Genomic DNA, 12993 nt, shown 5'->3' with positions numbered 1-12993 from the left:
CGGCCGAGGTCCCTAGTCGCGCGGATCCGACGGCCTGCCCATCGCCTCCGCCTTGGGCTGAGGCGGCGCAGGGACAGGGACGCCGCCGGCCGACGCCACGAAGTTGCCGCTCGGGCTGACCGAGAGCGGGCCGTTCACCTCCGAGCCCACGGAGAGCGCCTGCGCCGCGGCGGTGTCCGATGGCCCGCTCGGGGTCTTCTCCACCACCAGGACGAAGTCGTCGCCGTGGCGGCGGATGCCGTCGACGACGGCCTGCTGGATCGCCAGGGTGGCGTAGTTGCCCCGCAGGACGATGGGGTCGCGGCGGAGGTCCTTGACCAGACTCACGGCCAACGCCGCCATCACGAGGGCGAACGGCAGCGCCGCGATGATCGTCAGGTTCTGCAGCCCGGTCAGGGCCGCGCCGTCCTCGCCCAGGAGCAGCATGATCGCTGCGACGGAACCCATCACGACGCCCCAGAAGACGACGACCGAACGGCTGGGTTCCAGGGTGCCGCGTTGCGAGAGCGACCCCATGACGATCGAGGCCGCGTCAGCACCGGAGACGAAGAAGATCCCCACGAGGACCATCACGAGCACGGTCGCGGCGGTGGACAGGGGGTACTGCCCCAGGACGGCGAACAGCTGCCCCTCGGTGGTGCCCTGACCGGCGACGTCGAGGCCGTCGCGCTGCGCGGCGATCCCCGCACCGCCGAACACGGCGAACCAGAGCAAGCTGACCAGACTGGGCACCAGGAGCACGCCGGTGACGAACTGGCGGATGGTGCGGCCCCGGCTGATGCGGGCGATGAACAGACCGACGAACGGCGTCCAGCTGATCCACCACGCCCAGTAGAAGACCGTCCAGCCGCGCAGCCAGGCGGCCATCGGGTCACCACCGGTGGCCTCGGTGCGTGCGGCCATCTCGCCCAGGTCGGAGAAGTAGCTGCCGACCGCGTCGGGGATCAGGTTGAGGATGAAGATCGTCGGACCGAGCACGAAGACGAACAGCGCGAGAACCAGTGCCAGGACCATGTTGATGTTGGACAGCCACTGGATCCCGCGAGCGATGCCCGAGACGGCGGATGCGACGAACGCCGCGGTCAGCACCGCGATGATCGCGACCAGGATGCCGTTGCCGACGTCCCCGCCCCAGCCGAGGATCTCGACCCCGCTGCCGATCTGCAGGGCACCCAGCCCGAGCGAGGCCGCCGACCCGAACAGCGTCGCGAAGATCGCCAGGACGTCGATGACCCGGCCGGCCGGACCCGCGGCCCTCCGCTCGCCGAGCAACGGGATGAAGGCGGAGCTGATCAGCTGACGGCGGCCCCGTCGGAAGGTGCCGTAGGCGATGGCCAGACCGACGACGGCGTACATCGCCCACGGGTGCAGCGTCCAGTGGAACAGCGTGGTCGCCATCGCCGTCTCGATGGCCTGGGACGACTCGGCCTCGGTCGTGAGCGGCGGCGGGGAGACGTAGTGCGACAGCGGCTCAGCGACTCCGAAGAACATCAACCCGATGCCCATGCCGGCGCTGAACATCATCGCGATCCACGAGATGGTGCGGAACTCCGGCCGTTCGTCGTCACGCCCCAGCGGGATCCGCCCGTACTTGCTGGCCGCCAGCCAGATCACGTAGATGACGAACGCCGACGCGAGGAGGACGAACAGCCACCCGAGATTCCCGGTGACCCAGCCGAGGACGGACCCGCTCACCGTGCCCAGCCCCGTTGGCGTCGCGAAGCCCCAGACCACGAAGCCCAGGGCCATGGCCGCGGCAATGGCGAACAGGACCCTGTCCACGGCCCAGTGGCGGTCGGCAACGCAGGGTGGTGGCTCCGCGATGGCGGGGTGGGTCCCGGTGACGGACACATCCGCGGCCTGGACGGTGGGGTGCTGCTCTCCCGCGGCGCCGGCCCCGGTCCCCGGAATCGGATCGGCTCCGACGTCCTCCGAGCGGCTCAGCGGGTGCGGGCGCGGGCCTTCCTCGCTGCGCGGTTGCTCCATGACACTCCCCAATCGTGTTGCGTCATTCGAGACTGGTTTCGCATGAGGGAACCAGAGGCGGTGTCATGGGACAAGGGGCGGAAGTGATTCTCCCCACAGTGCGGCCGCGCGCCGTCACACCGCATGCGCTCCGGTGAGCGGAACTCGACCCGTTCTCGCCGGGTCGCCCGGTGCCTCAGCCGCGCTTCACCGCCGCGCGACTGAACCGCCCGCGCGCCGCCGAGGTCCCAGCCGGTCAACGCCGAGGCGATCACTCGTGGAGCCGCCGCAGCACGTCGTAGAAGGCCTGCTTGCCCTCGAAGCCGATGCCGGGGATCTCGGTGAGTCCGACTCGGCTGTCGCGGACCACGGCATCGTCGGCGAAGCCGCCGGTGGGCTGGAACTCCCCGGGGTAGGACTCGTTGCCGCCGAGCTTGAGGGCGGCAGCGATGTGCAGGGAGAACTGGTGCCCGCCGTGCGGGATGCAGCGGCGCGAGGACCAGCCGTGCTGGGCGAGCATCTCCTGGGTGCGCAGGTACTCGGTCAGGCCGTAGCTGAGCGCGGGGTCGAACTGCAGGTAGTCCCGATCGGCGCGCATCCCGCCGTAGCGGATGAGGTTGCGTGCGTCCTGGACCGAGAACAGGTTCTCGCCGGTCGCGATGGGGCCGCTGTAGTGCTCGGACAAGACCGCGTTCAGCTGGTAGTCCAGCGGGTCGCCGACCTCCTCGTACCAGAAGAGACCATAGGGCTCGATCGCGCGGCCGTACCGCAGGGCGGTGTCGAGGTCGAAGCGGCCGTTGACGTCGACCGCCAGCCGCGAGCCGTCGCCGTCGAGGACCTCGAGGACGGCCTCGATGCGCTGGAGGTCCTCCGACAGGTCCGCGCCGCCGATCTTCATCTTCACGACGCGGTAGCCCTGGTCGAGGAACCCGCGCATCTCGTCCTGCAGGTCGCTCAGGCCCTTGCCTGGGGCGTAGTAGCCGCCGGCGGCGTACACGAACACGGAGTCGTCGGGCTGCCCGTCGCCGTACCGGTCCGACAGGTACCGGTACAACGGCTGGTCGGCGATCTTCGCGGCCAGGTCGAACAGGGCCATGTCGACGACGCCGACGGCGACGGAACGCTCACCGTGGCCACCGGGCTTCTCGTTGTCCATCATGATCGGCCACGCTCTGGTGGGGTCCAGCTCCCCGGCCTCGTTCAGCAGGGCATCCGGTTCGGCGGCGGTGAGCCGCGGGAGGATGCGGCGGCGCAGGATCTCACCGGCGCTGTAGCGGCCGTTGGAGTTGAAGCCGTAGCCGACCACCGGCTTCCCGTCGCGCACCACGTCGCTGACGATCGCCACGATCGAGCAGTCCATCGAGCTGAAGTCGATCCAGGCGTTGCGGATCGAGGAGCTGATCGGGACGACCCCTTCGTGCACTGATCGGATCTTCATCGCATGGTCTCCGTTCGGGGATGGGATGTGGGCGCTGCGGTGGACCGCTCGGCGGCGAGGCACTGCACCGTCTCGCGCAACTCGTGGGTCCCGCGGTCGCGCGGGATGCCGATGCCGTCATCGGGGATGAGGGCGATGCGACAGCGCGTCATGGGTCCAGTGGACCGGGCTCCGCTTCGCAGGTCCAAGACGTAGATCTTCGCCCGTCGAGAGGCTGTGCCTATCAGCCGGACGGGTCGACGACCGCCCGCGTCAGCTCGAGGAAGGCCGCGGCGGCCGGGCTGAGCCGGCCCGACCGGTACACCAGCGACACCTGCAGGACGTCGGGGCAGTCCAGCGCGCGGACGGCTGCACCGGCCGACCGGGCGAGTGCCTGCCACGAGTCGGGGACGACGGCGATCCCGACCCCCGTCAGCACCAGCGGCAACACCGCCTCCCGGTGCTCCACCTCGACCGCGAACCGGATGTCGGGGACCTGGCGGCGCAGAGTGTCGGCCACCCGGCGCATCGCGGTGCCCTGCTGGCCGACGATGAGCGCGCGGCCGGCGAGATCGGCCGGGCGCACGGGGTCCCCGGCGGGCAGTGCCGCCTCGTCCCCGGCCAGGAGGGCGAAACGCTGCGTCTCCAGGTGCAGGACCCTCAGCTCCGGCGATTCCGGTGCGGAGGACGCGGTGGCCACCAACCCGAGTTCGGCGTCGCCGGTGGCGAGCATCCCGTGCACGTCGGTGGGCGTGCTCGCCCCGCGGACGGTGAGCTGCACCAGCGGGTGCCGGGCGGCGAAGGTGGCGATCATGCCGGTGAGCGGGCTGACCGACTGCGAGGGCATCGTCGCGATGACCAACTCCCCGCCCAGCAGTCCCTCGACGGCCGCCACGGTCGCCCGGGCCAGGTCCAGTCCGCGCATCACCTCGCGGGCAGGACCGATCAGTGCCCGTCCGGCAGCGGTGAGCACCAGACGCCGTCCGGTGCGGTGGAACAGCAGGCTGCCCAGGTCCCGCTCCAGCGTCCGCAGCGCCTGGGAGACCGAGGGCTGGGCGACGTAGAGGTGCTCAGCCGCCCGGTGCACGCTGCCGGCGTCGACGACGGCGAGGAAGTACCGCAGCTGCCGTGTGTCCACGGTCACCTCCGCTGACAGGGGACGGCCTCGGAGCTGTGGCGGCACGGCAGGCACCCGGCCCCGGAGCAGACTCTGGTCGGATGACGGTCACATCGCCCTGCTTGGAAGAGCTCGGTTCACCTGGCGTGCCCAGCACTCACCCCGGTGAGCAGACGCAGCTCGGCGGCCATCGCCACCGGCTTCTCCAGGGGCAGGAAGTGCGATGCCGCGAACTCGCGGTACCGGGCTCCGGGCACGCTGTCGGCCGCGCGTCGGACGTCCACGACGTCGACGAGCGTGTCGTACCTCCCCGCCAGGAAGGTCACCGGACACGACAGGGAGGCCACGTCGAGTGGCGCGTGATCGGCGACGGCGACGGCGAGCCGCCGGAACCACGACCAGTCGTGCTCGGCGAACTCGCCCACCACCACGGCCAACGCCTCCACCCGGGCCGTGTCCGCGCCCGTCCGTTCCGCGATGGCCGGCGCGAGCAGGGTCTGCCACGGCTGCGTACTGCGCGTGAGGACCGGGAGCAGCGGTCCGATGACGGGCAGCAGGCGACTCCCGATCCGCCCTGCCGGCGCCCGCCAGCGGCGCGGGACCCCGAACGGCGCGAAGAGCGACGAGAAGGAACCGCCCGGGACGCCGGCGACAGCCAGGACGCCGTCGACCCGCTCCGAGTCCTCCAGCGCCAACTCGAACGCGACGTTGACCCCGAGCGACCAGCCCACGACCGTCACCGTCGCCAGGCCGAAGGCGTCGAGGACCGCGCGGGCGTCGGCCACGTGGTCCTCGACCTGCACCCGTGCCACGTCACGCGGACGTTCGGAGGCCCCGAGCCCGCGGTGGTCCCACCCGACAACCTGGAAGCCACTGTTCTCCGCCACCACAGCCGGCCATGCCGACGAGGAGGCGCCCAACCCGTTGCACAGCAACACGGGGACCCCCTCGCCGCAGGACCAGGCGCGGATGAGCGTCCCGTCCGGACTGGTCACCTGCAGGGAACTCACCGGCGGGAAACGGCGGCTGATCGGATCCTCCTCGACACGGGTGTCCGTGAGCCCGGTGGTCAGGCACCCGGTCCACGACACGGCTCACGCACGAGGCTACGAGCCCTGCGCCCGGGTGGCCCGGGTGCGAGAGCTCGTCACCTTCCGCTGACTCCTCGCGCAGCCACGTCCTCCCCGAGGACAGTGACCGCATGGAGCTGGGCCTTGCGGTCGCGGACAGGGTGCTGGGCGCCGTTCGGGCCCTTCATCAAGTCCACCGGCGGGTACGCGTTCGGGTACATCGCGCGGCCTTTGTGGGAGTTGGGGTCCCGCAGTACTTCATCAACGTGACCAACCTGTCTGCCCAGCGCGAGGTCGTTCTCACCCATGTCTGGTTCGACGCACCCGTCTTCTACGTGGACAACCCCGAGCGGCCACTCCCCAAGCGGCTGCGACTCGACGAGCCGTGGGAGACATGGGCTCCCCTCCATCTGGTGGGCGACGGAGGCGAGACGCGTGCGCGAGTCCGGCTCTCCAACGGCAAGGTCGTGAAGTCTCGCGCAGGCCGGCCTCCTGCCCAGGGGTCCGTACCGGGAGCAACGGGAGAATGACGGAACAGCGCTCGGCTCTGCGCCGGTGCCACCGGCGTGGTCCAGCTGGATCGTCCCGCAAGCCGATCGCTAGCCGGGCGTCCCATCGCGCTCGCTTCTCCGGGCGAGGCTCTGGACCTGCCCTGCGTGTATGTCGCTCACCCATTCCCAGCCGGGCGCGGCCGATGGGCCGATCCGCGGGTCGTCGGGAGTGTGGCCGTTCCGCAGGGCGTGTACGTACGCCCGGTCCTGGTCGATCCGTGCGCGTACCTGATCGGCTCCGCCGACGGACCCGTGACCGGGGATGACGACGTCGGCGTCGTCCGCCACGCCCTCGAGCAGGCGCAACCCGACGAGGTAGTCCTCGATCGGGTCGTTGGTGCCGTTCAGGTCGTCGAGCATCGGGATCAGGACGTCGGAGAGCATGTCGCCGGCCACGAGAACGCCGTGTTCTTCGATCACCAGCGCCGCATGCCCCGGGGCATGCGCCGGGTGCTCGATGATCCGCACCCGAGGACCATCCCAGGGAATCCGCGCAGTTCCGGCTGGCAGACCGGTGATGAGGCCGAACAGGTCCAGCGGTACCTCATCGGCGATCTCCGGCGGTAGCCCCTCGGAGACGCGGCACTTCCAGTCCGCGTGCGACAGCAGATCTCGCACGTGGGCCGCGCAGCGCGCTGTCCCGTAACGGGGCGCTTCGCCGAGGTGGGCGTGCCAGAGCACGTGATCCCAGTCAGGATGCGTCGAGAAGCCCGCCACGACGGGGTGGCCCAACTCGCGGAGGTCGTTCGCGAGGCAGACCATCTCCGAGTCCCGTATCCCTGGGTCGATGAGCAACACGCCGGCCCGGCCGTGCACGACCACGGCGTTGTTCTGGAGTAGCTCGCTCTGGTGGATCCGCACACCCTCCGCGACCTGCCTCAGCACGGGTGGCTCCTTCCGCTCGTGGTCTCGTCGAGGAACATCTCGTCCAGCAGCAGGCCGTCGTCGTCCTCGGTGGAGCCGTAGGAGCCACCCGCCATCACGACCGGTCGTACTCGTCGTGTCGTCGCCACCAGACGTACGGGTCGCCTTGCGAGCGATCCGCCGGGGAGTCCTCCCAGTGCTCCTGGCGACCGAGCGGCGTGAGGTCGAGGAACGTGAACGCGGATCCAATCGTCTCGACACCACGCCCGTTGACGAAGTACGTGCGGAAGACCGCGTCGTCGTCCCGGATGAACACGTTGAGGCCGAAGTACTCCTCGACATCGAAGTCACGGGAGAAGTCGTTCCCGATCAGCGTGTACCAGGGCACACGCCATCCCATCCGGTCGCGGTAGGTCGCGATGCGTTCCTGAGGCGCGGCGGACACGAAGGCGAGCGTCGTGTCACGAGCGTTCAGGTGCGCGGGATGCGTGACGCTGTCGGCGAACATGGAGCAGCCGGAGCACGCTCCCTCGGGCCAGCCCTCGACATCGGGTGCATAGAAGAAGCGATAGACGATCAGTTGCCGGCGGCCCTCGAAGAGGTCCACCAGGCCGACCTCACCGGCGGGACCCACGAACCGGTAGCCGGTGTCGACCCGCATCATCGGCATCCGTCGCCGCGCCGCGGACATCTCGTCACGGGCAGCGGTGAGCGCCTTCTCCTTGGTCAACAGCGTCTCGAACGAGGCGCGCCACTCAGCCGGCGAGACCACCTCCGGAAGCCCGAGGTCCTCGTGCGTGCGTGACGGGGCATCCGTCATGTGGCACCTCCCTCGGGACACTGCTGATCCAGGCCGGTCGTACCCGCAGGACAGCTGTCGACCGGGGGCCGCCCCGCATCCGACGGGGAAGACTGCCGGGCGCCACCGAACTCATCGGCTGAGACCAGGACGGCCGTGCCCTTCGTCGAGACGGTCTCCACCGCGATCTGATCGCCGTTGACCTCTTCGATCAGAACCGCTCAGCGGAGTACCACCGGGGTCCATAGCATCGGCGAGATGCATGAGCGCTCGCACGTCCAGGTCACCCTGGGCCAGCAGCTCTACCCCGTGCTCGAGCAGTGCAGGAAGCCCGAGGTCCTGTGGGCGAAGCTGGCCACCGGCAACTACGACTGGCTGGGCGTCCGGAGCAACGGCAAGTACGTGCTGGGACGGCCGCGGCTGTCCGCCGTCGTCCAGGAGGAGGCCGGTCCGCCGCCCGACGACGCCCGGGCGCCGCACCGCATCGAGGCGCTGGGACCGCTGCAGCGGGTCCCGCGGTGGGAGGCCTACGCGACGGCCGAGGAGGCCCGGGAGACCTTCCGCCGCCTGGCGCAGGGGGATCCGATCACCCCGCTGCGGACGTCTGGCGTGTGGCGGGCCCGCCTCGTCCTCGACGGCCGGTCCGTGGAGGAGCGGCTGGTCGTCCGCCCGCTCCCCCGGCTGCTCTGATCCGGACGCGGCGGTGCCCGCCACCCTGGTGAGCGGGGTGGCGGGCACCGTCGGTGGTGAGGCCGGTCAGCCGCCGCGGACGGCGACCGGGGCCTCGCGGGCGACCTCGGACAGGTCGTGCGTCCGGAAGTCGTCCTCGAGTTCCTCGAGCGACCGGCCCCGGGTCTCCGGCGCGAACTTCTTGACGAAGGTGAGCGAGCCGATGTTCACCAGCGCGAACAACCCGAAGGTCAGGCTGGCACCCAGCGCCGCCACCAGGGGCGGGAACGCGAAGGAGATCGCCGCGTTCACCGTCCACAGCACGAACACCGCGATGCCCATCGCGAAGCCGCGGATCGTCATCGGGAAGATCTCCGACAGCAGCAGCCAGACCAGCGTGCCGATGAACGTCTGCACGAAGAAGACGACGAGCAGCATCGCGGCGAGGATCAGGTAGCTCCGGAACCCCGACTCGGGGAGGAGGAACGACAGGGCGAGCACGGCGTGCCCGGCCGCGACCCCGGTGAACCCGGTGAGCAGCAGCGGCCGCCGGTTGTGCCGCCCGATCAGGACGATCCCGAGGATCGTGCCGATGATGGCGACCACCCCGACGGTGATGGTGAGGATGAGCGAGGCGCTCGCCCCGAGTCCGGTCGACTCGAGGATGGTCGGTGCGTAGTAGTTGACCGTGTTGATGCCGGTCGCCTGCTGCACCGTCGCGAGGCCGCACCCGAGCCACAGGATCCGGCGCATCCAGGGGAACGCCCGCAGGTCGCGCAGGGCCGCGCCCTTGTCCTCGGAGGTGTCCCGCTTCGCGTGCTCGGCGATGACGTTGTACTCCTCGGCCGCCTCCGCGGGGTCACGACTGAGGCCGAGGACGCGCCGGGTCTCGTCGAACCGCCCGCGGACGGCGTACCAGCGCGGCGAGTCCGGCAGGAAGAACATGCCGACGAAGAGGGCGATGGCGGGGAGCGTGGCGATGCCGAGCATCCACCGCCAGACGTGCGGGTCCTGGATGAGGGCGTCCAGCAGCGCGTTCATCGCGAAGGCGAGGAACTGGCCGGTCACGATCATCAGCTCGTTGATGGTGACCATGCGGCCCCGCCGGTCGGCGGGGGCCATCTCGGCGAGGTACAGGGGGCACGTCACCGCGGCGGCCCCGACGCCGAAGCCCAGCAGGATCCGGCCCGTGGTCATGACCCCCACGTTGGGCGCGATCGCACAGATGAGGGCACCGGACAGGAACAGGCCGGCGCAGACGAGCAGGCTGCCCTTGCGGCCGAGCTTGTCGGCCAGCTTGCCGCCGAGCAGCGCGCCGAAGGCCGCGCCGGGGAACAGCAGCGAGCTGACGACCACGGCCTCGGTGAAGGTGGTGAGGGCGAGGTCCTCCTTCATGTACAGCAGGGCACCGGAGATGACCCCGGTGTCGTAGCCGAACAGGAGACCGCCGAGGGTCGAGATGACCGTCAGCTTGACCAGGAACCGGTTGTGCGCGGGCGATCGTGGCGCCGCGCTGGACGTCCCGGAGGACGAGTGGATCGACATGGGCCGCTCTTTCGAGGAGGAGGGCGTCATGGCCCCGGGTGGAGGTGGGGTGGTTCAGGTGGAGGACCCGGCTCGCCCGTGCGGGCGGGGACTCCGGACGTGGGGCGGGATGCGCGGGGAGTGCGTCGACGGCCGGGCGAGGGAGCCGGGTCCCGGCCGCGCGGCCGGACACAGGGGTCGCGCCCGCGGACGGGCACGCCGGGCCGGCGCACCGTGTCGTCGATCGGTGCGGGGCGGAACGAGCGGGGGCACACGGCGACCCGCGTCCCCCGGCGAGCCGGGTGCCGCCTCCGGTCGACGTCGCGGAGGATGAGGCCGTGAGCCCCTGGCGCAGAGGTGGGCGAGCGTCCGTCCGGGAGCTCGCGGCCGGCTTCGCGCGCCTGGTGCGCCGGCGCGGCCGGTCCGCGGCGTTCCGTGCGCTGCGCATGACCGGGGCGACCGTGGCCGCCTACCTCGTCGCCCAGGCAGCCGGTCTGCACGAGCCGCCGCCGTTGATCGCGGCGCTCACCGCACTGCTCGTCGTGCAGGCCACGCTCACGAGCACCCTGGTCAACGGGGTGCAGCGGGTGCTCGCCGTGGTCTCCGGCGTGGCGCTCGCGGTGGTGTTCGCCGCCGTCGTGGGGCTCAGCTGGTGGAGTCTCGGGGCTCTCGTGGCGGCGGCCATCCTCGTCGGCCAGCTGCTGCGCCTCGGGCCACACCTCGTGGAGGTGCCGATCAGCGCCATGCTCGTGCTGGGAGTCGGTGCGTCGGGCGTGGAGTCCGTCGGTGGTGACCGCGTCCTCGAGACGTTGATCGGCGCGGCCGTCGGCATGTCGGTGAACGTCCTGTTCCCCCCGGCCGTGCAGACCCGGTACGCGGTCCGGTCGGTCGAGCGGTTCGCCGGGGAGATCGCCGCCCTGCTCGACGAGGCCGCCGGCGTCCTGGTCGCCGGCCCGGTGACCCCGGAGCAGACGACGCGCTGGCTGCAGGCCGCGCGACGTCTCAACCGGCACGTCCCCCGGCTGGACCGGGCGCTCGCGCACGCAGAGGAGAGCCGCCGGCTCAACGTGCGGGCCCTGCGGTCCCCGTGGGCGACCACCGGCGTCCGCGCCGGCCTGGACGCGCTGGAGTACACGTCGGTCTCGCTGCGGACGCTGTTCCGCGCGATCGACGACGCGACCCGCGAACGCACCGGTGTCCAGGACGACGCCGACTACGCCGACACGGTCCGGCGTACCACCGCCAGCCTGCTGGAGCGCATGGGCACCGTCGTCCGGGAGTTCGGCCGGGTCCTGACGGCGGAGCCCGGAGACGTCCGAGCCGCCGGGGAGGACCGATTGGCCGGCGCGCTGGCGGCCATGGTCAGCGGGCGCACGCTCGTGGCGGACCTGCTGATCGGTGACCCGCGCAGCAGGACGGGGCTGTGGGAGCTGAACTCCGCACTGCTCACGACCGTCGACCGGGTCGTCGACGAGCTCGGCCCCGGGTCGGCGGACGACGTCCCGGCCCTGCCCGTTCGGCCCCGCGCCACGCAGCGGGCGACGGACCGGTTGCGCCTGGGCCGCCGCCCGTCCTGACGTCGCGGGGCGTCGGTCGACGACGACCGTCTCGCGTGCGGACACGTCGTCCCTCCTTCCAGGGCGTGCGCGGGCGGGATGGGCCGGGGACAGGGGCCCGGGGATCAGAGGTCGCCGTCGAGGAACTGGGCTCGGCCCAGTCCGAAGGACCAGTCGGCCCGGGTGTTGCCGACGACGGACACCACGAGGTCGCCGGGTGCCAGGGCGGTGGCCTCGCCGAGCCGTCGGCACAGGCCCGCGTAGAGGGCCCGCTTCTGCTCGTCGGAACGCCCCTGCTGGAACACCTGCAGCACGACGAGGTCGTCGGTGCGCTCGATGCCGAGCCCGGTGTCCTCGCAGATCAGCTGTCCCGGCTTGTGCTCGGTGATCACCTGGTAGCGGTCTCCGGGCGGAGCGGCGAAGACGTCGAGCACGACCTCCTGGACCGTGTCGGCCAGCAGCCGGAGCTCCTCGGGCCCGCGTCGTCCCTCGACGACGTCGATGCGGATCAGGGGCACAGGGCCTCCCTCGACGATGGGTCGACCGGCGTGACGCCGGCCACACAGTCGAGGACTATGTCAGGACATTAAGACTTTGTGAAGACACGTTTGGCAGACTTCGCGGACGCGGCGGCACCGACCCGCCGCTCGCCGGAGGCGCGACGAGGCCGACGAACCGCACCAGAGGTGCGGGTCGCCAGGCAGGGACGCCGCCGATCAGCGACCGACGAGCGTCGTCTCGAAGTCGTAGCGGGAGGCGCGGTAGACGTGGCGGCCGTGCTCGACGGGAGCGCCCTTGTCGTCGAACGCCGTGCGCTGCATCGTCAGGAGCGCCGACCGTGGCGGCTCCTCCAGCAGCCGCGCCTCGTCGGCGCGAGCCAGCCGCGCCCCGATCCGCTGGTGGGCGACGCGCAGGTGGACACCCTGGCCACGGAGGTACTGGTACAGGCCCCGCTCGGTGAGCTCGGCGACCGTCGGCTCGAACCGCGCGGGCAGGTAGTTGGTGAGGATCGCCAGTGGCTCGCCGTGGGTCCGGCGCAGCCGACGGAGGGCGACGACCGCCTCGTCCGGGGCGACGTCCAGTTCGGCAGCGACGTCGGCCGGCGCAGGCACCCGCTCGAGCGAGAGGACCTCGGTCGACGGCGTCTCGCCGCCTCGCGCGAGGTCGTCGTAGAGGCTGGTGAGCTCGACCGACCGCCGGACGTGGGGCTGGATGACCTGGGTCCCCACGCCGCGCTTGCGGACGAGCAGGCCCTTGTCGACGAGCTCCTGGACGGCACGGCGGACCGTCGGTCGGGACAGGCCGTAGTGCTGGGCCAGGAGGAGTTCGTTCTCGAGCTTGGACCCCGCGGGCAGGCTGCCGTCGGAGATGGCCCGCTCCATGGCCTGCGACAGCTGGAAGTACAGCGGGGTCGGGCTCGAGCGGTCGATGTCGAAGGCCGGCGTGACGGCCACCGCGTCC

11 protein-coding genes are annotated in these 12993 nt (G+C 71.3%); 2 read left to right on the top strand and 9 right to left on the bottom strand.

The window, feature by feature from the left end:
* Positions 1-12: 12 nt before the first annotated feature.
* The 6 genes from CRP39_RS15325 to CRP39_RS15295 form a co-directional block, all read right to left on the bottom strand.
* On the bottom strand, positions 13-1782 hold the full coding sequence (locus CRP39_RS15325) for a BCCT family transporter (protein WP_245853898.1): 1770 nt from the start codon (positions 1780-1782) through the stop codon (positions 13-15).
* Between the two features lie 454 nt (positions 1783-2236).
* The gene (locus CRP39_RS15320; RefSeq protein WP_097207234.1) at positions 2237-3403 is read right to left on the bottom strand and encodes a mandelate racemase/muconate lactonizing enzyme family protein; all 1167 of its coding nucleotides are present in this window, start codon (positions 3401-3403) and stop codon (positions 2237-2239) included.
* Between the two features lie 223 nt (positions 3404-3626).
* Entirely contained in the window at positions 3627-4520 is an 894-nt protein-coding gene (locus CRP39_RS15315; protein ID WP_097207336.1) for a LysR family transcriptional regulator, read from the bottom strand.
* Positions 4521-4636: 116 nt separating this feature from the next.
* A complete protein-coding gene (locus tag CRP39_RS15310; RefSeq protein WP_281253782.1) occupies positions 4637-5437 on the bottom strand; it encodes an alpha/beta fold hydrolase in 801 nt (266 codons plus the stop codon).
* A 731-nt stretch (positions 5438-6168) separates the two neighbouring features.
* Positions 6169-7005, bottom strand: coding sequence for an MBL fold metallo-hydrolase (locus CRP39_RS15300; RefSeq protein WP_097207232.1), 837 nt, complete (start codon positions 7003-7005; stop codon positions 6169-6171).
* Between the two features lie 94 nt (positions 7006-7099).
* On the bottom strand, positions 7100-7804 hold the full coding sequence (locus CRP39_RS15295) for a DUF899 domain-containing protein (RefSeq protein ID WP_097207231.1): 705 nt from the start codon (positions 7802-7804) through the stop codon (positions 7100-7102).
* A gap of 237 nt (positions 7805-8041) precedes the next feature.
* Here CRP39_RS15295 and CRP39_RS15290 point away from each other — a divergent pair, with 237 nt between their 5' ends.
* A complete protein-coding gene (locus CRP39_RS15290) occupies positions 8042-8473 on the top strand; it encodes a hypothetical protein (protein ID WP_097207230.1) in 432 nt (143 codons plus the stop codon).
* Positions 8474-8539: 66 nt separating this feature from the next.
* Here CRP39_RS15290 and CRP39_RS15285 read toward each other — a convergent pair whose 3' ends face one another.
* Positions 8540-9997 (bottom strand): sugar porter family MFS transporter, encoded by a 1458-nt coding sequence (locus CRP39_RS15285; RefSeq protein ID WP_097207229.1) that lies wholly within the window; start codon positions 9995-9997, stop codon positions 8540-8542.
* A 317-nt stretch (positions 9998-10314) separates the two neighbouring features.
* Between CRP39_RS15285 and CRP39_RS15280 the strand changes: the two genes are divergently transcribed.
* On the top strand, positions 10315-11553 hold the full coding sequence (locus tag CRP39_RS15280; RefSeq protein WP_143426660.1) for an FUSC family protein: 1239 nt from the start codon (positions 10315-10317) through the stop codon (positions 11551-11553).
* A 104-nt stretch (positions 11554-11657) separates the two neighbouring features.
* On the opposite strand, the gene CRP39_RS15275 is transcribed toward CRP39_RS15280, so the two are convergent.
* Positions 11658-12050 carry a tautomerase family protein gene (locus tag CRP39_RS15275; protein ID WP_097207227.1) on the bottom strand — a complete coding sequence of 131 codons (393 nt, stop codon included), beginning with the start codon at positions 12048-12050 and terminating at the stop codon, positions 11658-11660.
* 198 nt (positions 12051-12248) lie between these two features.
* Positions 12249-12986 (bottom strand): GntR family transcriptional regulator, encoded by a 738-nt coding sequence (locus tag CRP39_RS15270; RefSeq protein WP_245853897.1) that lies wholly within the window; start codon positions 12984-12986, stop codon positions 12249-12251.
* Positions 12987-12993: the final 7 nt, after the last annotated feature.

Origin of the sequence: Geodermatophilus sabuli (assembly GCF_900215145.1) — a bacterium.
GTDB classification, from domain to species: domain Bacteria; phylum Actinomycetota; class Actinomycetes; order Mycobacteriales; family Geodermatophilaceae; genus Geodermatophilus; species Geodermatophilus sabuli.
Note: the sequence above shows the minus strand (reverse complement) of the source record. Positions and strands in the feature narration are given on the sequence as shown.

Coding starts and splice junctions, on each gene's coding strand:
- CRP39_RS15320 (WP_097207234.1), bottom strand. CDS start 3,403: ATGAAGATCCGATCAGTGCACGAAGGGGTCGTCCCGATCAGCTCCTCG.
- CRP39_RS15295 (WP_097207231.1), bottom strand. CDS start 7,804: ATGACGGATGCCCCGTCACGCACGCACGAGGACCTCGGGCTTCCGGAG.
- CRP39_RS15290 (WP_097207230.1), top strand. CDS start 8,042: ATGCATGAGCGCTCGCACGTCCAGGTCACCCTGGGCCAGCAGCTCTAC.
- CRP39_RS15285 (WP_097207229.1), bottom strand. CDS start 9,997: ATGTCGATCCACTCGTCCTCCGGGACGTCCAGCGCGGCGCCACGATCG.